Origin of the sequence: Bernardetia sp. Wsw4-3y2, from assembly GCF_037126295.1 — a bacterium.
Classification (GTDB): domain Bacteria; phylum Bacteroidota; class Bacteroidia; order Cytophagales; family Bernardetiaceae; genus Bernardetia.
Genome location: NZ_CP147018.1, coordinates 302,803 through 325,927, shown reverse-complemented (window position 1 = coordinate 325,927; position 23,125 = coordinate 302,803). Strand labels below are relative to the sequence as shown.

Below are 23,125 nucleotides of genomic sequence, written 5' to 3'. Positions count from 1 at the left end.
TACATATTTTATCAAGGATTGCCAATGCGTTTTTACTTTTTCGACTCAGTCCTCTGACAAAAGATTTTGAAACGAGATAAAAAAAAGCCATAATTGAGTTTCTTACAAAATTTTTCTCACAAATTTTTCTCAATTATGGCAAAAGCAAAGTATGCTTCTAGTGGTAAAGTTACAAAATTAGTTACTGTTTTATCTTCTCATTTAACAGAGTTTCATTTTGCACGAGTTCAATTTATAGGTCTTTTTGTAATAGCTGTTATAAAAGTAGGATTAGGAGGGTTGATTCAAATTGCTACAGCTTTTGAACGGAATGTAGAGTGCAGCTCCTCTTTACGTCGTATTGAACGCTTTTTAAATCACTATAACCTTGATTTTAAGGCAATTACTCTTTTAATTGTTTCTTTACAAGGTATTGATAAGTGGAAGGATATTGTTTTATGTCTTGACCGTTCCAATTGGAAAGTGGGTAAAAAAAATATAAATATTTTGTTACTTTCAGCAGCTTATAAAAATGTTTCAGTGCCTCTTATTTGGTCTGTTTTTCCAAAAAAAGGAAACTCTTCTACTGAAGAACGCATCGAATTAATAGAACGTTTTTTATCTATTTTTCCTAACCTATCTATTTCTTCTATTGTAGCAGATAGAGAGTTTGTAGGTCAAAAATGGTTTACTTATTTATCAGGAAAAAACTTTGATTTTGTAATGCGACTAAAGTCTAATTTTAAAGCGACTAGAAAAGGTAAAACAAAGTCAATTGCAGCCTGGTGTAGAGGACTGGCTATTTCAGAAACGTATCATTTAGAGGGTGTTTTTATAGTCAATGGTGTAGAAGTATATTTATCTGTAAGTAGAACACAAAAAGGATATATTTATCTAGCTTCACCTGTTTTTTTAGAAAACGCTTTTGAAATTTATAAACAACGTTGGGAAATAGAAACGCTGTTTAAAGCACTAAAAACACAAGGTTTTAAGCTAGAAAATACAAAATTGACAGAACCAGAGAAAATAGCTAAATTACTTGCTCTTTGTTCTATTGCATTTGTTTGGTGTTACAAAGTAGGGGAGTGGAAACATAAAAAAACGAAAATAAGAGTCTGTTCAAATGGATATAATGAATACTCTTTTTTCCGATATGGATTACTAGAAATCAAAAAAATACTCAATAATCCAATGAGTAAAGAAACTAAATTCAATCAGAAAATTAAAGTTTTGTCAATGGAGTGAGCTTTTTCGAAAAAAGAAAGGGATTTGATTCATCAAATCCCTTCGTTTTTATATTTTTCAAACAACTGATTTAAGCATGGACACTTAAATCAGTTGTTAATTAATTTTCTAATTGTTCAATTATTTGATAGATGGCTTTTTGTGTGTTCAAGTCTGTAAAAAATTCTAAAATATAATTTTTATCTTCTGGTGCTATCAAAATAGCATTTTCAAGAGCCATAACAGCAGCTTTATATTTCCCTCCTCCCATCAAATAAGCAACATATCGATATAAAAGCTCGGCAGAATCTGGAATAATTTCTAGTGCTTCTTCGGTAATAGCAATGGCTTTATCAAACCATTCTTCTTTATAATAAACATGTGACCAAGAGAGCCAAACATCTACATTTTCACTCAATATTCTTGAAGCATGGTCGTATGCTTCCATACACGAAATCATATTTCCAAGTTGATATTCACAACGAGCTTTTCCAAACCATGCATTACCTAAATTTTTATTATTTCGAAGGGATTTTTGATAAAAATGTACAGCTTCTTTCCAACGTTCTTGCTCTTCCATGCATTCACCTATACCAAAAGCAGCCATTTCATATTCTTGGTCAAAATCCAATGCCTTTCTATAAAAATTAAGAGCCTCAGCAAATTTATTTAATTTTTGATAGGCTGCACCAATATGTGTATACAGTTCAGCAGTTGGACGTTCTAGTTTTGAAGTTTGAATAAAACAATCTAATGCTTCTTGATACTGTCCTAAATTCATGTGACAGTTTCCTTTATTAAAAAATGCAGAAGAAAATCCGTCTTCGATAAGTGAGGCATAATCATACGACACAATAGCATCTCTATATAATGATAAACGAGTTTGAATAAGAGCCAGATTATACCACGCTTCGGCAGAGTAAGGGTCATTATCAATAAATTGTTTATAGAAAACAATACTTCCCTCCAAATCATCTAACTCATCGTAACAAAAAGCAAGTTCATACAATGCTTCTTTGTGTCCTTTATTTTGACGTAGAGTTTCTTTATAATATTTAATAGCTGTTTTGAGATCATTTTTGGCTTGATAACAACTTGCTATTTGATATAACACCTCATCTTTTTCCTTTTCATCTGTAAAAGGCAGAATGTTTTGATAAATTTCAGCAGCTTCATCAAACTTAAAACACTCTTGTAGAATCCAAGCTTTTGTTAATTGCACCTCTATTTCCGAGGGTTGCAAAGCTTCGGCTTCTTCAATAGTAGATTGAGCCTTATCAAAGTCATTGTTGATAATATGCGCTCTTGCTTCTTCGACAATAAAATTAACCGAAAAAGGATGCTGAGAACGTGCAATATCACAAACTGAAAATAACCTTTCAATATTTCCTGTCTTCCGATAATGTTCTAATAGAAATTCATACGTATCAATTTCAAAGAAAAAACTTCGTCCTTCTTCCATTAAACGTTCAAATTCTGTTATCGAAATGCTTGGTTCTTCTCTTCTTGAGTTGCTTATCATTAAATAAATTAAAAATTATGGAATGGATATATCAGTGTCGCTAAAATATGAATTGTTTAGTTTAGTAAAACTACTTACAATTACTCAATTTACAAAAAAGATGGATTATAAAAAACTAAAATCGTATAATTCGCAATCAAAGAGAATTTAATCGCTTTCAAAAGCTATTTTTAGCTCTAACTAGTAAAAAGAACGAAATTATTTAACAAAAGTTTAATTTTCAGAAAAACTAGATTTTGTAAACCGTATTTTGAAAAAAGATTCTATGAAACAACTTCATCAAAATCAGTAATTAACTCAAATTGTTTATCACAGATTTGCTAAGTTTTGCAAATCAGGAATTTTGAAATACTTATAGTACAAAAATTGAATTATTTACACCAAAAACAGATACCACAAATAAACTGTTGCAATAGAAAGTGGAATTCCAATAGCAAGCAAGAATCCTCCTAATTTTGGATTGAGCTGATATTCTTGTGCCAACAAAACACCTGTTACCATAGGAGCCATTGCAGCTTCCAAAACTCCCACATCAAAAGCTATATTTTTTTCTTCAAAGACAATCAAATATAAAAAATAAATAGCTAAAGGAGCTAAAAAAAGTTTATATAAAAGACCAAAAAAGAAAGGATTAAGAAATCTAAAATTTTCTTTTGAAAACTCTATTTGAAGTCCAACAGAAAAGAGAGCCAAAATAACCAAAGGAGCAGCTAATTTTATCAATACATTTTCCAAAATTATTCCTAGCTCTTCAAAACCATTTATTTCTGATAAGAAATAAGTAAAAAACTGTTCTATTCCACCGAAAGGAAGAATTACTAGAGCCACTAAAAAAGCTAAAAATGGAGGAAAATAAAATAATTTTTTCAAGATAATTTTTCCTGTGGGTTTGTCACCTCCATAACTCATAGCGACAATCAAACCGACAGTAGCCACAACCAAAAAAGACCCAGCTTGGTCACAAACGATAGCATATTGTAAAGGTTCTTTTGAGTTGTATAAAAACTCTAATAGAGGAAAACCTACAAAAGAAGTATTACAAAGTCCACAAGCCAAAACCAAACACCCTTCTGTTTGCCTACTCCATTTAAAAATTTTCGCCATTACTTTGAATAACAAAATACTTAGTCCAAAAACGACCCAAGCCATTAAGGCGAGCCAAATCAAGGACATTGAAAGTTCTAATTTTGGAATATAAACAAGTGCAAGACAAGGCAAAGCAACCCAAATAATATATGTGTTTATTCCTTTGTGTGTATCTTTTGGAAAGATAGAAATTTGTTTGAAGATAAAACCTAAACCTAAACAAGCAAAAATTAAGAGTAAATTTTCCAATATATATTTTTTGAGAGCGTTAAAATAGTAAATCGTTTTTATAAGTAGATGATGTCTAAATGACATCATTAATGATGAAATTGTTTTAAGAATGTATATTTTTTTAATGATACTGTAAATCAATGTTAAGGGAAAAATATACTCAACCTTATTTTTTGTTGTGCATTCAGTTGCTCATAACTGAATGTTTCGCTTTCTGATAAGCATGATTTATTTGCTTGAATCACGCTTCTTGGGAAGCGTTTCGTTCAACTCTGGGGAGTTGAACACACAAAAACATTGTAAAAATTATTAAACAGTGTAATAGCTTGTTTTTATTTAATTCTTAAATAATTCTTTATCAAAACTGCTTTTTTTGTAGCTTTGCTTGATTGTTCTCTATGTTATACTATAATTTTCTGCTCAACTTCTCTATCAACTTTCATGGATACGCATTCTACTTCTACAATTTGTCTTTTAATTACTGAAGAATATTGTAGTGCAGCCTTTTATAATTCTCAAAACTTACTTTCTATTCCTTATGAAGGAAAGGAACGTATAGATCTTTTTTTCGAAATAGATACTCAAATCAAACCTATATCAAAAAAATACTATGAGAGTTTGGATGCTTCTGTAAATGCACTTCGTCATCCTGCTTATGGAATAGAAAAAAATAAGACATTTGATTGGTTGGGTGCTTCACATTCTTATGAAAGACTTTTTGATAGTATTGTAGAAAATATCAAGCTAGAATTCGAACGTCTAGCTCCTAATTTTCAAGGTGTAATTCCTCTTCTTTGTGTTTTTTCTCCAGCTTTTTCAGAAAAATTAATTGATAAATTTAATTCTTATTTTTTAAAAAAAGGATTTCATATTCTTCCCCATCAGTTATATATTGATTCATTAGTGGAAGGAAAAAATCTGAAGTTACAAGCCTCAAAATCTTCTTTAACCTTTATTGAAAGTTTTGGAGAGCGCATTATGCTTACTCAAATAGGAGATGATACCAACTCAGGCTTTACAACGAAGAGATTACAAGATGTCTCAGATTGGGATTTTGAAAGAGAACTTGTAAAATTTGTCTTACAAAAAGCCATGAGACAAGTTCCAACAGGAGTAGATTTAGATGAAGAAGTGGCTTTACATTCACACAGAGCCGAAGAATGGATAGACAAAATTAGAGAAGAAAAACAGAGTTTTATTACCGTTAGGCTATCTAATGGCACAAGCGCAACAGCTACAATAACATCTCAAGAAGTTCAGTTGTTACGTATTCAAGACCGAGAACTTGCCGAAAAAGTAGTCGAATATACTCCGACTGATTCAGAAATTTATTTGATAGGAGATTTGCTTTTGCACTCTGAACTAAAAGCATTACTTATTCATAGGCATTTTACCATTCATACCCTTACAGATGATGAAGCTAGTCGTTATGTTTTGAGAGGTATAAAAAATTATTTAGACAAACAAGAGAAAGATGAACCTATTTTAGTAGAAGAAACATTAATAAAAGAGGCTATTCCTCAATTTTTAGTATACCAATATTTTCTACCCAAAAAAATATGGAATTCTTATGTCAATTCTCAAAACTGGAATCAAGAAACAGTTGATAAAGTAGTTAAGCAAAACGGTTTGGAAGTGTTACCTTCTTTAGAAATTTTATTAGGACAAGCACAAGAACTTGCTAAAGATGAGCTACTTTCGACTGAACAAATGAAAAGTTTGCGCATTAAGGCAAGAGAATTAGATATTAGTGAAACTGAATTCGAACAGCGTTTACAAGCAGCAGCAATTCGTGTTTTGCCACTTCGTGAGCTTTTAGAAACCCATGTAGACAGAAGAAAAGTAGGACGCTTTTTTCCAAATGAATATTATCCTCAACTTTTGGCAGTAGCCGAACAAAATGGTTTTTCAGAGAAAGAATTAAGTATTTTTTTCCGTCAGAGAAACCTAAAATTACAAACTAGAGAAGAAATTTTGGATTTTGAACTTCAAGATAGATTAAAAGGAAAAATGCTTTCACAGCAATCTTTTCAAGAAATTTTAGGGGTGGGAGACAAACTACATTATTCAAAATCAGATATAGAAATTCTTTTAGATAATCGTAAAATTAAGATTAGTAAACCAAAAGGAGTAGGTATTTTTCTGATTGCAGGAATTTTATTTGCTGTCTTGGCTGTTGCTATCATTTTAGCTATTAATATTCCCAATTCTCCTCTTTCGTTTTCCAGTACAGATTCTGCACAAACAGAAAAAGAATTTATTAGTGATAAAATAGAAAATCCAGAACAACTTATTGGAAAGTATGCTGGTCTAGTTTTTCATACTGAATTAAATAAACTCAAAAATAGTAGAATAGAAATTTTGGCAGTGAGACAAGAAAATGGAGAGTACATTTTTACTTATTCAATTCCTCAAGATCGTTTTACTACTTGGAAAGGAAAAATAAATATAGAAGAAAAAACGATTGATTTTATGCCTCCTGAAAATGCTCGTCATCGTGTAGAAAAGTATAGATTTTATCGTAAAAACTATAAAGAAGCTGACGGAACAATCAGAAGAAGTGATATTGTTCTTGAAAATTTAAAAGATACTACACAGGTTTTTGTTAAGTAATTTTGCTAATTTCTTATTACCATCATTCCTCCAAAATGTATAGATATGTTTTTTTATAAATTTTGCATTTTATTTACTTTTTTACTATATTCTTGTCAAAGCGATACTATAAACAATGCTAGTAAAAATGTAGCAGAAAATAAAAAAGACACTACACCATTTCACAAAATAGGAGATGAAACTAAAAAATCTAGTGCTGTACTAGATTCAAATAAAAAAAATACAGTAAAAGACACAACTATTCAACAGGATTTTACAGACTGTGAAAAATACTGGAAATTACATTTTCCTACTGACAGCATACGTATAAATTATCTCAATGAGATTCTCAAAATCAATCAACTTAGTGAAAATAATCAAAAATTTATTACGCAGTTAAAAAATGTAAGTTCTTCAAAGTTAGTAGTAGACAATGCTATATTTCCAATTTTTCGCTCTAATAAATCTCAAATTGGAGTACTTGCTTTTCCAAATTATGGCAATAAAAATGACGCTGTTACAGCAGAAACAAAATTACTAGAAAATATTAATATAGATTATAATCTTATCAAACCAGAAGAGTACGACAAAGTCAGATTTTATCCTCAACTATTAGATTCAGTTTATAGAGGGAAAGAAAAGCCTGCTATTTATTATTATACAAATAAGGAAAGAAAGAAAACAAGAATTAAAGATTTGGGTATTTTACTCGCTGATTGTACTGAATACTTTGAATACTCATTTGATACTAGAAATATAAATTTATCAGATACCATTTTATTTGGAAGTCCGTTTCAGATAGATTTGATTTATGAGAACAATATGAAGGTAGACAGTTTAATTAAAAATGAAATTACGCCTACCCACTGCTTTGACTGTCCTAGTAGCTCACACTTATCAAAAACGTTTGCTCGTCTTAAAGGAACAACGAATATTTACTTTGTATTTGCTGATACTTTTCCTCTTAATAATGAGTTAGATACACCTTCTAGAGCTTTAGTTTTATTGACAGATGAAAATACTATTATTTATCTATGGAATAAAGAGATAGATTTATTTGGCTGTCCTTGCTTGTGAAAAATAGTCAATTAAAAGTGAAAAAGTTCTAAAAAAAGTAAAAAAACAGCAGAAAAATATGATATTGCCTTATTTATGAGTTATATAATTATTCCTTTATGATTATTTAGATTTTTAAGATTAAAATCTACATAAAATCAATTTTCTTCTAAAACAAAGAACACCCTAAAGTAATTTAAAATAGTTATCTTTGTTTATGATTGAAGCGAGATTAATAAACTCTATAATAATATCATTAAACTAAACTTACTGTTTTTAGTATTACTATACTCATACTGACTTAGTAAGAATTTATATTTTAATTAAAAAAACCAGTACAATACATTCTATCGCTATTTCAAGTATCAAAATCAAAAAGTTATGCAAAATATCAATACAAAATCTTTACAATTTTTAAAGAGAGGAGGAAAAAATATTTTTTTTCTGTTTTTTTTTCTGTTCTTCTCGTTTCAAGCAAATGCAGCTGATTTTTACTGGGTGGGAGGTTCTGGAAACTGGAGTGATTTTGCAACACACTGGGCGACTACGTCAGGAGGTGCAACTTTTCAAACAAATGCTCCAACAGCAGCAGATAATGTTTTCTTTGATGTCAATTCAGGCGCAGCAGGCTACAGTGTAACTTTAGATATAGCTGCACTAGCAAATAATTTTTCATTTGATGGAAATGCATTTTCATTTGATGGAACAAATAGCCTTGTTATCAGTGGAACTTCTACTAATTCTTCAATTCAAGCCATTACTTTTGGGGGAACAAATACCTATACTTTTACAGGTGCTTACACAGCTATTACAGCCTCTCAAACTCGTTTTACAACTACAGGAGATGTAGATTTTAATGCTAATATAGATATTGGAAATGGTTCTACATTTAGTTTTACTCCTGATGCAACTACTACAATTACAGGAACATTTACCTCAAATAGCATTTGTTCTGCTCAAAATACAATTAATTCTACTGGTGGAGCTGCACCTGTTATTTTTACAGCAGCTTCTACTTGGTCAAATACCAATATTACAAACATAAATGCAACAGGAAGTGTAACACTACAAAGTGGAACAATCACAACAAGCACTGGAATTACAGATAATACTACCAATAGGAATTTATTTTGGGTAGGAGGAACTGGAAACTGGAACAATACAGCAAGATGGTCTTTGACAAGTGGAGGAACTGGAGGAGAGTGTATTCCAACAGCAACTGATGATGTAAATTTTGATGGTGCTTCTGGTCTTGCAGGTGGAACAGTTTCTTTAAATATTGCTGCTCCTGTTCGAAATTTTAATTATGATGTTGCTGGTGCTACTTTTACTGCTGCCAATCCTCTTACTGTAAATGGAACAACAAATATAGCTGCTACAAGAACTGTTGAATTTGCTGGTGCTAGTTCTTATACTTTTTTAGGCGATTTTACAGCAAATGCTACCACAACTACTAACTTTTCGAATGGAAATTTAGCTGCCTTTGGTAATGTTACTGTTGAGCAAGGTTCTACATTTAGATTTTCCTCTTCAACTGGAGGTACAGCAACCGTTTCAGGCATATTTGCACCAAATGGAAATTGTTCTAATCCTGTAACTCTTTCAGCAACTGGTGCATTTACTGCACCTGTTAATTTTGCAAATCCACAAACTTGGAGTGGCGTCAATGTAAGTGCAATTGAGTCTACTAATGAATTTGTAACAGTAAACAGTATTAGTGTGGTGGTAACAGGAAATTTTATAGATAACACAACGACTGGACGTACATTATTTTGGGTAGGAGGAACTGGTAATTGGAGTGACCCTAGCCATTGGTCTTTAGCTAGTGGAGGAACAGGAGGAGAATGTATTCCTACTTCAATAGATGATGTGTTTTTTGATGCAGCTTCTTTTACAGCAGCAGGACAAATAGTAACTATAGATATTGATGCAACCTCTAAAGACCTTGACTGGACAGGAGTAACTAATACGCCTACTCTTACAGGTGCAGCAGCCAGACAATTTATTCTAACAGGTTCATTGACTTTTGCAGCAGGAATGAATCAAACAGGCAATGCTCCTACTTTTGAAGGTTTGATGATATTTTCTTCTGCAACCTCTCAAAACCTAATAATGAATGGAAAAGGACTCAATAGAGCTCGCTTCCAAACTGGAGCAGCAGGAGAATGGACACTACAAGATGCTTTCTTAGTTAGGAATCAATTATTATTAAACTCTGGAACACTAGATACAAATGATGAAAACGTAACTGCTGGTACATTTTCTACAAATAATATTCTTGTACCCACTAGAAATCTTAATCTAGGAGCTTCAACAATTACTCTTACAAGTACTTCTACTATAGTTTTAGATTATAGAAATGATACTAATTTCAGTCTAAATTCTGGAACAAGTACAATAAATATATCTAGTAATACCACTACAATAGAAACAGGTATTTTAGCAAAGACAATTTCTAACCTTAATTATATAGGTGCAGGAGTCAGAACAATTAATACAGGTTCTGATGTAAATACAATTACATTTGGAAATATTACTACTGCTAATAATGGAGGACAATTAAACATAAATGGAACTTCTCCTAAAGTATACAATAATATTACGCTTGGAAATAATGTAAGTGGAACAATTACTGGAGCTAATACTAATTTAGGAAATATAATAAATGGAAACGTAACTCTTGGTATAAATGGAGCGAATAATTTTGCTGGAGGTTATGATATTAATGGTGATTTTTCCTTTGGAAATAATAAAACAGTTAGGTTCAATACTGCTAATGATAGTAGATTTGGATCAACCTTGACTACTGGTACAGCTAGTACATTTGTAGCAGGAGGAAATAAAAATACTACTTTTATAGGAGCTTTTACATTAGGAGATAATTCAACAGCTACATTTAATAACTCAGGAGTAGGAAACTCAAATTCCTTTTCTGATATAAATATGAACAACGGAACTACATTTGCATTTAGTTCTATCACTAATAATACTGTTTCTGGAAATATAAATGTATTGGGTTCTTGTGCTACTCCTATTACACTTACTTCGAATAACCCTCCAAACCAAGCAAGTTTACAACTTACAAATGCTTTATTTTTAGTGGGAGCAACTGTTCAAAATATCAATGCCGCAGCACAGCCAATAAATGTTGCGAATGGAACACTTGCAAATAATACCAATGTAACAGGAAATTCTGTCAGTAGAGATTTATACTGGGTACATAGTGTAGCAGGTGCAGGAAGCACAACTAATTGGTATAATGCAGCTAACTGGTCTTTGACAAGTGGTGGCGTGACAGGCGAATGCCCTCCTACTATCTATGACAATGTATTTTTTGATGCTAATTCATTTTCAGCAACAGGACAAATTGTTGATATGGATAATGATGCTTTTTGTAGAAATATGGACTGGACAGGTACTACTAACGACCCTTTTTTACAATCTATTGGAGAAGACACTGACCTTACAGTTGGAGGAAACCTTATTTTTGTAAATGGAATGACTGTAGGTACAGGAGGAACAAACCCCAACGAAATTAGAGATATTTACTTTGCTGCTACAAATGCACTGACTACTCCTGTAGTTGTGCCTGCAACCACTAACAATACTATCGATTGGGGAATTCCTAATGAAAACACAGATGGAAAACGTTTTCAAAGAGCTTTTTTCAATCAAAATAAAGAAATGATAGTGGCAGCAACAGCTAGTTGGTCTTTGTCGTCTGCTTTCAATCTTACTCAAGAAGTTCCTTTTGGAAGGCTAACACTTCAAAATGGAGATATTATAACAAACAGTAATCCTATACAGATTCGTATTATAGATGCAAATGGAGCAGATGGCTCATTGAATATTGGAGACTCTGAAATTACATTACGAGCAACAGGACTTACCTTTGATTTTAGAAATGATGCTAACTTCAACTTTATAAATCCAGGAGCAAATAGCTTTTTTAGTCTAACAAGTGGTGGAGGAAACGTAGAAGGTTATACAGGTTCAGAATCTAAAGAAATGCCTGATATTATTGTTACTCAAAATAATAATGTAACCATAAACTCAGAAAATGGAACTGATAGAATTACATTTAGAAGTATTGATTTACAAGATAATAATGTTCTTTTCAATTTAACAGGAACTTCCCCAAAAACATACTCAGAAGCTCTAGCATTTAATAATGGTATAAATGCAACTTTCGATGGAGGAACAGCCAATGTTGATCGTAGCATCTTTGAGGAAGCTGTAAGTTTCGCAGTCAATTCACAAGCTAATTTTATAGGTAATGACCAATTTGAGAATACATTTACTGTTGCAGGGACATCAGGAGCTGGTATTCGTTTTACTGGTACGGGACGAAAACGTTTTCAAGGAGATGTTACACTAGGAGTAGGAAGTTTATTTTCACTTCAAAATACCTCAGGTCCTCCAAATAGCTTTACTAATGTTACTTTGGCAAATTCAACTATATTTGAATTTAGCCCAAATGCAGATAGTAATGTAACAGGAAACTTTGTAGCTATTGCAGACTGTCTTACCCCAATTATTATTCGCTCTTCTATAGCAGGAAATGCTGCAACAGTAGATTTTAATCTTGCTCAAAGTTGGGAAAACACAACCGTTACAGATATTAATAATATTGGTACAGTAGTAATGGTTGATAGTGGTACAGATGGAGGAAACAATACAGGAATAGATTTCTCAACTATTACTTTAAGAACCTTATATTGGGTACACAATGGAAATCCATCAGCAGCAACAGGAGCAAGCCCAACAGCTTTTGCTCTTGGAAATTGGAATGATCCCAACAACTGGTCACTTACTTCTGGTGGACAAACTGGAGAATGTCCTCCAACATTAAATGATGATGTATTCTTTGATGCTAATTCATTTGGAGCAGGAAGCCAAATTGTAAATATAGATGTAAATGCACAAGCAAGAGATATGACTTGGACAGGAGCAACAGGAGTTCCTATTCTTACAGGAAGTCCTATATTTAATATTCAAATTGGAGGTTCAGTGACTTTTATAAATGATATCAATTTTACATTTGCAGGTGAAACCTTCTTTAGAAATACTAACACTGGCACAAATATAATTACCTCTGATGGACAAGTATTTAATGGAAATGTTATTTTTTATGATAACACATTAGGTACAGGCATTTGGCAACTAGCAGATGATTTTGCAACTAATCAAACCTTCAACTTAGTAGACGGAACATTCACTACAAGCCCAGCAAATCATCAGCTAACAGCTAGAATTATAGATGTATTTGCTATAGCTAATGGCGTAGGAGACCCTACTAGAGAATTAAACTTAAATGGTTCGGTAGCCAATGCAACTAGAAACGGTGGACTTGCTGTAGATTTTAGAGGAAATACAGCTAATTTCGTTTTGAGTTCTACTGCAACCTCCGAACTTCATATTACTGGTGTTGGAGATATCGATTTAGAAATGGGAGAAGCAGCCAAAACAATTCCTAATCTATTCATTGATAATGCTACTACAGGAAATACAATAAATGTAAATTCTTCTAATATAGAAAACAACTTGAATCGAATTACTTTTAGAGATGTTACTGCTTTACAGAATAATCTCACTTTTAATATGAATGGAGATGCTCCAAAAACGTATGGTAATATTCTCTTTCCTGATAATGCTTTAGTAGATTTCAGAGGAGTAACTAATGCTGCTCCGTTAGTTAATTTTTACACAGGAACAGTTACTTTCGGACAAAATACACGAATAGATTGGTATGGAGATAATCAGTTCCAACAAGCTGTTACGATAGCAAGTACGACTAATGACGGTAATGCTGTTCGTTTGCACGAAGATAATGAGTTTTTGGCTACAGCTCCACTTACTTTCTCAACAGTAGGAATAGCAAGATTTACAGCAGGTAATAATGATAGAACAAATATATTCCGTGCGCCAGTTAATTTCTTGGGAGGGCGAAATGTGGTTGTTTTCAATGGTAATCAGACTACAATAGCTCGTTTTATAAGCACATTATTCATTGCTTCAACAGCAGCACAACAAGCTTATATCGATTTTCAAGCCCGTCCAGAGTTTCATGCTCAAGTAGAATTTGGAGAAGCAGCAGGAGGGAATGCCACAACACAAGTAAGATTCCGTAGAGGATTAGACTTTGGACCTGCTCCATTAGGCACTAGATTCATTACAGGAAATGACAGTCGTATAGATTTTGAAAATCCAGATGTTTCTGTTATTAGAGATATGGAGGTAGGAGAAAATAATGTTCTTACTTTTGAAAACGATTTGACAATTGATAATCTAAATCTTTCTCGTTTTGATGTTGTGAACTTCCCAAATAGTGATGGAACAGCTCCAAACAATGGGGTTACAGCAGTTACAGGTTTTGTACGTGCTAGAGAAGGTTGTGCAGGTTGGATAAACATTCGCTCAAACCTAACAGGAGTACAAGCAAATATAGATTTCCAAAATGCACATACAGGATTAAATGGATTTTTATATACATTTATTCAAGATATAAATAATGTGGGTGGAAATGTAGTAGAGGCAGACCCTGCTATTGTTTCTGATATTGGTAATAACTCAAACATTACCTTCATTAATAATCAACCTTCACGCACTTTTTATTGGGTAGAAAGTGATAATGGAAATTACAGTGGTAATTGGAATGACTTAAATGCTGATAATCACTGGTCATTAGTTGGTTCTGGTGGAGCACCTTCTTATTGTATCCCTACTGCCAATGACAACGTAATTTTTGATGATAACTCTTTTGCAGGAGCAGGTATAGAAACTGTAAATATTGACAATTTCTTTTCCTATTGTAAAAATATGACTTGGTCTGCTTCTGATGCAAATAGAGGAAGATTAATAGGAGATAATTTACATACTGTGCAAGTTTTTGGAAACCTCATTTTTGCAGATTTTGCATCAGATAGAGATTGGAATGACTTCCCAGGTACATTTGAGTTTAAAGGAACAAATGTAGGACAAGCAAAAACCCTTCTATCAAACGGATCTAGATTTTTTGGTCCTGTTATATTTAATGCTCCTTTTGATGACTGGACTCTCTCAGACTCTATGCGTGTAGAAGGAGGAGGAAGAGCAAATATTACTATCAGCTATGGAGATGTATTTGCAACTGATAAAAATATTAGATTAGAACATGATTGGATAATAACCAATAATGCTGTAAGCCTTCCACAAGCTCGCTTTATAGCAGGTACAGGAACAGTAACTTTTGATGGAAATACTGATGCTGATATTACAATAGCAGATGTAGAAACAGGAGCTGCTTGTACAGAATGTACTTCAGTAGGTAGCACTTGTAGTACAAGTCCTTTTTATAACTTAACCAATGAAAAACCTTGGAATAGAAGAACAGAGATAAATACTACTATATCTATTCTCAATAACTTCCATATTGTAGGAGGGTATTTTGAAGATGATGGATTCCAAATTAGAGGTAATGCTACAGGAAATGTATATATGTCTCATAACACATTGTTACGTTTAGGAGATAATAATGATGCGACTGTATTTCCTACTTGTTATCTTCCTGCTAATATAATCTTATCTAAGGGAGCTACAGATGGTTTAGTAGATGATAATTCATTTCCTGTAAATGCAAGTACACAAGCATCTATTGTAGAATATCGTTGTCCTGATGAGCAAATGATAGCAGGAGGAACAGATTTTACGTATGGAACTCTAAGAATAATTAGTAATAATACTTCAAATGGAAACAATGTAAAACGTTTTACAGGAGAAGCTACTATTGAAGGAGCTTTCTTTATAGGAAATGAACAGACGGTTTATGATATGGGTTACCAACTTAGAGGAAATAGCCATAACCAAGCTAATAACATTTTGAGTACAGGAAATAATGTAACCTTAATTTTGGGCACAAATCAGACAGCAAGCGAACGTACTTATACAGCAACAAATGTTCCTCTTAATGTAACCGTTCCCCCAGTAGTAACAGCAGATATAGCAACTACTTTCCCTAAATTCACAACAGGAGATGGTACTTTTGGAAATGGTGTATTTAGTGATGCAAAAGTTAGTTTGAGTACAAACTCTACAGTGATTTTCAATGCAAATGCAGACCAAGAAGTAGCAGGAGGAATTACGTATGGAAGTATCATTTTGAGATCAACAGGTTCAGATATAGCAAACCCAATACTCAAAACAGTCACACAACATAATGGAGCTAGTGCTGGAGAAATGACTATTGCAGCAGATGCACTTGTAGAATCATTTAATCACTTTATAGATGATGGTTTCCAAATTTCAGGTAATGCAACAGGTACTTTTACAGGAGAAGCAAACTCTAAAATGATTATTGGAAATCAGACAAGTGGTACTAACTTCCCAGACACTTTCATCAGAGCAAATATTTCTTTAGATGCTAACGACCACGAAACAATCTATAATGCAGATGTTCCTCAGTTTATGTCTAATGAACCTATTTATGGAAACCTTACTCTAACAGCTCCAAACTCTATAGATGCTGAATTAATAGAAAAACGTTTCCGACCAGACCCAGCAGGAACAAATGCAGGTCTTACAGCAGATATAAATGGAAACCTTCTTATAAATCCAAGAAACCATTTAATTGATGAAGGAAATCAAATTAGAGGGCTTGCTCCAAAATCTGTTACAATGAATAGTGATGCTCCTCTAGGAGAGAGTATGCTTACTTTAGGAACAAATGGAGGAACAGACATTGCAACTCAATTCCCACTTACATTTGGAACAATTGTGTTAAATGACTTAACAACTGTTATTTACAATACAGGAAGTGGTCAAAATCAAAATGTAAGAGGTGCAGGCTTAAATGGAATTGCGACAGGGACAGATTCATATTATAACTTGATTATTCAATCAGGAAATGAATTTACAGCTCGTAAGATTCTGCAAGCTGCTACTCGTATTCGTAATAATTTTACGATAAGAACAGGAAGTCGTTTTGAAGATAATAGAAACCAAGTTACTGGAAGTGTGGCAACAGGAATTATTACAATGGAAAACGGTGCAAACCTTTATATAGGATTAAATAACGGAAGTATCCAAACCGTTTTTCCTACAAATTATGAAAGAGCTAGAATCAATTTAGATAATAATTCTACGGTGCGTTATCAGTCTCGTAGAACAACAGCTCCTTTTCAATTTGTTTCTAGTGAGCCTATTTATGGTAATTTATTCTTAACTTCTGGATATGGTTCAGCAGGTGCAAATATTCCTAAAATAATTGTACCTACTCCAGTAATTGCTACCAATACAACGCTTACAGTAACTAGAACGCTTACAGTAGATTATAGAGTTCGTTTTGAAGATACAGGTATTCAAATTATTGGAAATGCTCTAAATATTGCCAATAATTTATTAGTAAGGGATGGGTCAGAGCTTGTGCTAGGAATTGCTACGCAAGCAACCCTATTCCCAACACTTTATCCTAGAGTAAATACTAATTTAAGTCATTTACAACCAACAAAAAGTACAGTTATCTATAATTCAGGAGTAACAGGAAATAATATTTCTGCAGAACCTAACTATGGAAATGTAACCCTAACTAATGCAGCAGCATCTGGAACAGTTACTAAAGAACTATTAGGAACAACAGATATATATGGAAATCTCTTGATACAAAACCGAAATAATCTTGAGGTAACAGCTTCTAATCATCAAATTAATTTGAGAGGAAACTGGACATGTCAGCCAACAGGTTCTTTTAATTCTCAGCAAGGAAGAGTGGTATTAAATGGTACAACCGAACAACGCATCACAACAAATGCTCAAAAATTCTTTGAGTTAGAAGCAAGTTCAACTGGTGGTAGTTTCCGTATGATGGATGATATTACTATTAAAGAAGATGGCAAAACTATCTTCAATACTGGTTTATTTATTCCTGACGATGTGGCATTAGGAACAAATAGTACAAGAATGATGATTTTTGAAAGAAATGCTTCTATAGATGGATCAAGCACATATTCTGTTGGAGGATGGGTCTCTACTTCGGCTGCTGCTCCTTTATCAGCAGATGGACCTAGCAATGCAAGTCACGTAGTGGGTAAAGTTCAGAAAATTGGAGAAGATGCTTTTATATTCCCAATCGGAAATGGTATTAGTTATGCTCCTGCTGGATTGAGTGAAAGAAATAATAATGCTGCTGTCTTTGAAGCTCGTTATGTAGGACCTCGCTTACCTACCCTTGATGGATATGATGTAAATTTGAAAGAACCTTCAATCCAAGTGGTTAGTAATGTAGAATATTGGTTGATAAATAATGAAGGTGCTGCCGATGAAGCCTTTGTTTATTTAAGTTGGGAAGCTGCTAGAAGTGTAGCTTATCAGCCAGAAGGACTTTTAGTATTGCGTTGGGATGATCCAACTCCAATATGGCAAAACAAACTTAATGGAGGACATACAAATGCTTCGGCACAAGGTGTGGTTGTTAGTCAAGCCAAAATTAGCAATTTTAGTCCATTTACTTTGGGTTCAATTACTAATTTTAATCCGTTACCATTAGATTTACTTGCATTTGATGCCAAACTAGAAGGAGAATCTGTAAAAGTAACTTGGGAGACTATTAATGAACAAGACAATTCTCACTTTATGGTAGAGCGTAGTCAAGATGGTAATTCATTTAGCTCTTTGGGACGTGTAGACGCAAAAGGAACTGGATTAGAAGGAACTTTTAATTATCAATTCTGGGATGCAGAACCATTCACAGGACTTTCATACTATCGCTTACAACAAGTTGATAAAAATGGGTCTTTTGAATATTCTCCTGTAAGAAGCGTATTATTTGAAAAAGTAATAAGTGGAATAAAAGGAGAAGTTAGTCTATATCCAAATCCAAATGGTGGTGCTCGTTTTTATCTAAATCTGGATGGAAAACTTACTACAGACGCACAAATTCAAATTGTAGATATGACTGGTAGAATTGTTCACCAACAAGATGTACAAAAAGGAGGAGCAGACATAGTAATTACTCCTATGCGAGTATTACCAGCAGGAGCATATCTCTTGCGTTTTGTCACTGCAACAGAATCCATTACAAAGAAATTTGTAGTAGAGTAATCTCCAAAACATAGTATTTATAACAAAAGCCTTTTATCAAAAAATGATAAAAGGCTTTTGTTTTTTATTGATAAAAATAGTTCTGAAATTTTTATAAACAAGGATAGATTTATAAAAAATAGAATTTAGATGTTTTCAATTGAATACAGTGTAACATAAGTTTATTTGTGTTTTACTATTGTCGGTCTCCTTACCGACGATTCTTTTTTATCGTTGTCAGTATCCTACTAACGAATCAAACGAAATTAAAAAGAAATAAAATCTTGTGGATTAACAGGATTTCCTTCATACCAAAGCTCAAAATGCAAATGTGGACCATCTGTAAGTTCGCCAGAGTTTCCAATAACAGCAACTGGATCTCCAGCTTTTACTATCTCACCTACTTTTTTGAGTAAAACAGAATTATGTTTGTAAAAAGAAACCAATTGATGTTTATGTTGAATAGCTAATGTATGTCCAGAATCTTGTGTCCAAGACGACAAAATAACTGTTCCGTCAGCAGCAGCTTTAATAACTTCATTTTTTGGTGCAACTACATCAACTCCAAAATGCGAACTAGCTGAATTATATTGGTTAGTTACTATTCCTGAAATAGGAGAGAAAAATAAAACTTGTTGTAGCTCACTTTTTGAAGTTCGTAATCCTTTTGTTTTAGAATCTTCTTTTTCAAATTGTTTTCTGAAAGCTAAATCAATAGAATCTATTTGCTCTAAATCCAAATCTTGTGTATTGATAGTACTTTCAGTAGAATCTTCTGAAATTTCATCTTTTGGAATATTTCCACCCAAAATTTGCCTTAGATTTTCATAATATTCATTTTGTCCTGCCACAATGGCTTCTAAAGAATCTGACTTTTCCATTAGTTTAAAAAGTCTAGCTTGTGGATTTTCAGAAGTAGAAATTTGATAATCAGTAATGGCTTTTGCCAAAAAATAAGAAGGTATAAAAATAAGCAAAACAAAACCAGTCAAAATAACCACAACTTTTGCAAAGTTAAAACGAATAGTTCTTAGTTTTTCAAAATTTTCTTCATCACGAAATACCATCAAATAATGATGCGTAAACCATTGCCAAAATGTTTTTTTCTGATTCAAAGTCTTGTTAGTGATTAGTGATTGAATGTTAGATAAGACCATTATCTGATAAATAATAATCGGAAATGAATCACAAAAATACGTATTTTTTGAGGACTATATAAAAAATACATAAATTATTGCTCTGATTGTACTAGATTTAGCTATTTTTTAGATATGATTTACCTCATAGAAACCCTTCAAAATTTGCAATGCAAAAACAAAGGGAGTAATTTTACTATCATTTTAACTCTTCACGGATTATAAAAAACAAGTCTATATGTTTTTTGTATCGAATAAATTTATACCAAAATGATAGATAAACACACAGGTAGTTTTCACAGTCCATTTTTTATTTTTATAAAAGGTCTAAATCATTTATCAGATGCACAGATTCTTGAATTTTTAGAGTTTGATAATTGTAAAATAATAAATATAGAAGATGATATTAAACAATTACTTTTCATCACAAGGGATAAAGAATGGGTTCATATTATGGATAATTGGTGGTATAATTTATGGCATTCTGATTCTTTTAGAAAGAAAATCGATAAGTTAGGAGAAAAATATGATTTGTTTTATTGTTCTATGGGCGATTGTGATTATTCCTTTGATGTTACCTATTATAAAAATGGATTACTTCGTCGTAAATATATTGTAGATGATCCTGATTTTAAGGGTGGGGAATTAATAGAAAATATAGGAAAGCCTTTACCTTTTGAAGAAGAAAATTTGAAAAATATAGGTCAAGGAAGTAAGATTATTTCAATCGCAAAATCTATTGGAATTGAAACCAATCATAAATTAGAGGAGATAAGCTGTTATCAATATGACAATGTTTTTATAGAAGATTAATTTCAAATCTGTTCAAAACGAATCTCAAAATTTGCAATGCCAAAACAAAGTGAGTAATTTTACTATCATTTTAATTCTTCACTTGCCGTTGTCGGTGTGCTCACCGACGACTTAATAATAAAAAATATATGTCAGATTTTCGTATTGAGCGTGATACAATGGGCGAGGTAAAAGTCCCTGCCGAAAAATACTGGGGCGCACAAACAGAGCGTAGTCGCAATAATTTCAAGATAGGCGATGAGGCTTCTATGCCAAAAGAAATTATTTATGCCTTTGCATATCTCAAAAAAGCTGCTGCACAAGCCAACACAGAACTAGGAGTTTTGGCAAAAGAAAAAAGTGACCTTATCGGAAAAGCCTGTGATGAAATTTTGGAAGGAAAATTAGATAAAGAATTTCCTTTAGTAATTTGGCAAACAGGTTCAGGAACGCAGTCAAATATGAATGTAAACGAAGTAGTTGCTTATCGTGGACATGTTTTGCAAGGTGGTACACTGACAGATGAGAAAAAAGCATTGCATCCAAACGATGATGTAAACAAATCACAATCTTCAAACGATACTTTTCCTACAGCAATGCACATTGCAGCCTATAAATTGGTAACAGAAAATACCATTAAAGGAATTGAGAAATTACGTGATGCACTTCAAAACAAAGTAGAAGAGTTTAAAGACATCGTAAAAACAGGTCGTACTCACTTTATGGATGCTACTCCACTTACATTAGGACAAGAATTTTCTGGCTATGTTCAGCAGTTAAATAATTCTTTGCGTTGCATCAAAAATGCGCTAGAAATGGTAAAAGAATTAGCTTTAGGAGGAACTGCTGTAGGAACTGGACTAAATACACCAAAAGGATATGATGTTTTGGTGGCTCAAAAAATTGCAAATCTTACAGGTTTGCCTTTCGTAACAGCACCAAATAAATTTGAGGCGTTAGCTGCTCATGACGCAATGGTGGAGCTTTCAGGAGCATTGAAACGCACTGCTGTTTCGCTTATGAAAATTGCAAATGATATTCGTATGCTCAGTTCGGGACCTCGTTGTGGAATTGGAGAAATTATTATTCCAGACAACGAACCAGGCTCTTCTATTATGCCTGGGAAAGTAAATCCTACACAGCCAGAAGCATTGACAATGGTTTGCGCTCAAGTAATGGGAAATGACGTTGCCGTTTCGGTGGGTGGTTCAAACGGACACTTCGAACTCAATGTCTTTAAACCTCTGATTGCTGCAAATGTACTTCAATCTGCTCGTTTGATTGGTGATGCTTGTGTTTCTTTCACAGATAATTGTGCTGCTGGTATCAAGCCAAACAATGAAATTATTCAACAACATTTAGAAAATTCATTAATGCTTGTTACTGCTCTCAATACGCATATTGGTTACGAAAAATCTGCCAAAATTGCTAAAAAAGCGCATCAAGAAAACAAAACTCTTCGTCAGGCTGCTGTCGAATTAGAATATTTAACTTCAGAAGAATTTGATAAGTGGGTTGTTCCTGCTGAAATGACAGGTTCTTTGAAGTAATTTTTTAATATAAAAAGATATATACAATTCCCACATACGTTTTTTATGGCGTGTGTGGGTTATTTTTTGATAAAAAATACTTTAACCTAAATAATTATTTTTACGTAAATTATAGTCTGCACTCTTTTTTTTATTCTGCTTTATTTATCAAAAAAAATGATACATATTCACAAATTATCTACTCAAAATTACTTTGATTTTCTCAATCAAGAACGCAAAGACCCAATTACAGGCGATTTGATAAAGGAAAATGATGAAGTCGTGATTTGTAGTTCTTGTAAATCTGCTTTTTTGAAGGAGAGTTGGGAGTATTTGGGAAATAGACATTGTGAGCAAAATCAAACCTTAGAAATTATTCCAAAACAGAGTAACTTGGAGCTTAAAATAGGTTTACTAACTTTTCTAGCTCTAGTTCCTAAAGAAGATATTTTCACAAAGTTTTTAGGTGTCTTGATACTTGAAATAGTAGCTTTTAGCTTTGTTTCTATTAGTTCAGATGATTCGTTAGCTCTGCTTGTAATTGGTCTCATTGCTTTTCTTATTCCTGTTACCATAGGAATTCTAGTTATGCCTACTACTAAGATAAATTTATACAGTTCCTATTTGAGCATAAAGAAAATAATAGGTGAAATAAAAATAGAGTATAGAGAAATAAAATACATAACTATTAACTGCAATCACTCAAAATCTACATCAAGTTATATTTACATAAAACAAACTAATGGTACTAGTACAAAAATACCATTAGAGAAAAAGTATCTTGAGTTTCACAAAAACGAAGAGTTATTAGATTTTGTAAACTATTTATCTCGTTATACACAAGTTGTTTTGAAAATAGATTCTCGTTATAAAAATGCAATCAAAGGAAAAGATATTCCTGTAAAAATAGAATGGCTTTAAGTACA

Annotated in this window: 10 protein-coding genes; 7 read left to right on the top strand and 3 right to left on the bottom strand. The window is 32.8% G+C overall.

Annotated elements, in window-relative coordinates:
* The first annotated feature begins 135 nt into the window (after positions 1-135).
* Positions 136-1,224, top strand: coding sequence for an IS4 family transposase (locus V9L05_RS22770; protein WP_338811925.1), 1,089 nt, complete (start codon positions 136-138; stop codon positions 1,222-1,224).
* A 100-nt stretch (positions 1,225-1,324) separates the two neighbouring features.
* On the opposite strand, the gene V9L05_RS22765 is transcribed toward V9L05_RS22770, so the two are convergent.
* Positions 1,325-2,725: a tetratricopeptide repeat protein gene (locus V9L05_RS22765; protein ID WP_338790969.1), complete on the bottom strand. Its 1,401-nt coding sequence runs from the start codon at positions 2,723-2,725 to the stop codon at positions 1,325-1,327.
* A gap of 375 nt (positions 2,726-3,100) precedes the next feature.
* Positions 3,101-4,060 carry an AEC family transporter gene (locus V9L05_RS22760; protein WP_338815437.1) on the bottom strand — a complete coding sequence of 320 codons (960 nt, stop codon included), beginning with the start codon at positions 4,058-4,060 and terminating at the stop codon, positions 3,101-3,103.
* Between the two features lie 423 nt (positions 4,061-4,483).
* Here V9L05_RS22760 and V9L05_RS22755 point away from each other — a divergent pair, with 423 nt between their 5' ends.
* The 3 genes from V9L05_RS22755 to V9L05_RS22745 all read left to right on the top strand — a co-directional run bounded on the left by V9L05_RS22755 (position 4,484) and on the right by V9L05_RS22745 (position 18,763).
* Entirely contained in the window at positions 4,484-6,655 is a 2,172-nt protein-coding gene (locus V9L05_RS22755) for a hypothetical protein (RefSeq protein WP_338815436.1), read from the top strand.
* A gap of 45 nt (positions 6,656-6,700) precedes the next feature.
* Positions 6,701-7,711, top strand: a complete 1,011-nt coding sequence (locus V9L05_RS22750; protein WP_338815435.1) for a hypothetical protein — start codon at positions 6,701-6,703, stop codon at positions 7,709-7,711.
* A 360-nt stretch (positions 7,712-8,071) separates the two neighbouring features.
* The gene (locus tag V9L05_RS22745; protein WP_338815434.1) at positions 8,072-18,763 is read left to right on the top strand and encodes a T9SS type A sorting domain-containing protein; all 10,692 of its coding nucleotides are present in this window, start codon (positions 8,072-8,074) and stop codon (positions 18,761-18,763) included.
* 245 nt (positions 18,764-19,008) lie between these two features.
* Here the strand turns inward: V9L05_RS22745 and V9L05_RS22740 are convergent, their stop codons facing one another.
* The gene (locus V9L05_RS22740) at positions 19,009-19,857 is read right to left on the bottom strand and encodes a M23 family metallopeptidase (RefSeq protein ID WP_338790964.1); all 849 of its coding nucleotides are present in this window, start codon (positions 19,855-19,857) and stop codon (positions 19,009-19,011) included.
* A gap of 291 nt (positions 19,858-20,148) precedes the next feature.
* Between V9L05_RS22740 and V9L05_RS22735 the strand changes: the two genes are divergently transcribed.
* The 3 genes from V9L05_RS22735 to V9L05_RS22725 all read left to right on the top strand — a co-directional run bounded on the left by V9L05_RS22735 (position 20,149) and on the right by V9L05_RS22725 (position 23,120).
* Positions 20,149-20,691 (top strand): hypothetical protein, encoded by a 543-nt coding sequence (locus V9L05_RS22735; RefSeq protein WP_338815433.1) that lies wholly within the window; start codon positions 20,149-20,151, stop codon positions 20,689-20,691.
* A 128-nt stretch (positions 20,692-20,819) separates the two neighbouring features.
* Entirely contained in the window at positions 20,820-22,220 is a 1,401-nt protein-coding gene (gene fumC, locus V9L05_RS22730) for a class II fumarate hydratase (protein WP_338815432.1), read from the top strand.
* A gap of 156 nt (positions 22,221-22,376) precedes the next feature.
* A complete protein-coding gene (locus V9L05_RS22725) occupies positions 22,377-23,120 on the top strand; it encodes a hypothetical protein (protein ID WP_338815431.1) in 744 nt (247 codons plus the stop codon).
* The last annotated feature ends 5 nt before the right edge of the window (positions 23,121-23,125 follow it).

Coding starts and splice junctions, on each gene's coding strand:
- V9L05_RS22750 (WP_338815435.1), top strand. CDS start 6,701: ATGTTTTTTTATAAATTTTGCATTTTATTTACTTTTTTACTATATTCT.
- V9L05_RS22745 (WP_338815434.1), top strand. CDS start 8,072: ATGCAAAATATCAATACAAAATCTTTACAATTTTTAAAGAGAGGAGGA.
- V9L05_RS22765 (WP_338790969.1), bottom strand. CDS start 2,725: ATGATAAGCAACTCAAGAAGAGAAGAACCAAGCATTTCGATAACAGAA.
- V9L05_RS22735 (WP_338815433.1), top strand. CDS start 20,149: ATGATAGATAAACACACAGGTAGTTTTCACAGTCCATTTTTTATTTTT.
- V9L05_RS22755 (WP_338815436.1), top strand. CDS start 4,484: ATGGATACGCATTCTACTTCTACAATTTGTCTTTTAATTACTGAAGAA.
- V9L05_RS22770 (WP_338811925.1), top strand. CDS start 136: ATGGCAAAAGCAAAGTATGCTTCTAGTGGTAAAGTTACAAAATTAGTT.
- fumC (WP_338815432.1), top strand. CDS start 20,820: ATGTCAGATTTTCGTATTGAGCGTGATACAATGGGCGAGGTAAAAGTC.
- V9L05_RS22725 (WP_338815431.1), top strand. CDS start 22,377: ATGATACATATTCACAAATTATCTACTCAAAATTACTTTGATTTTCTC.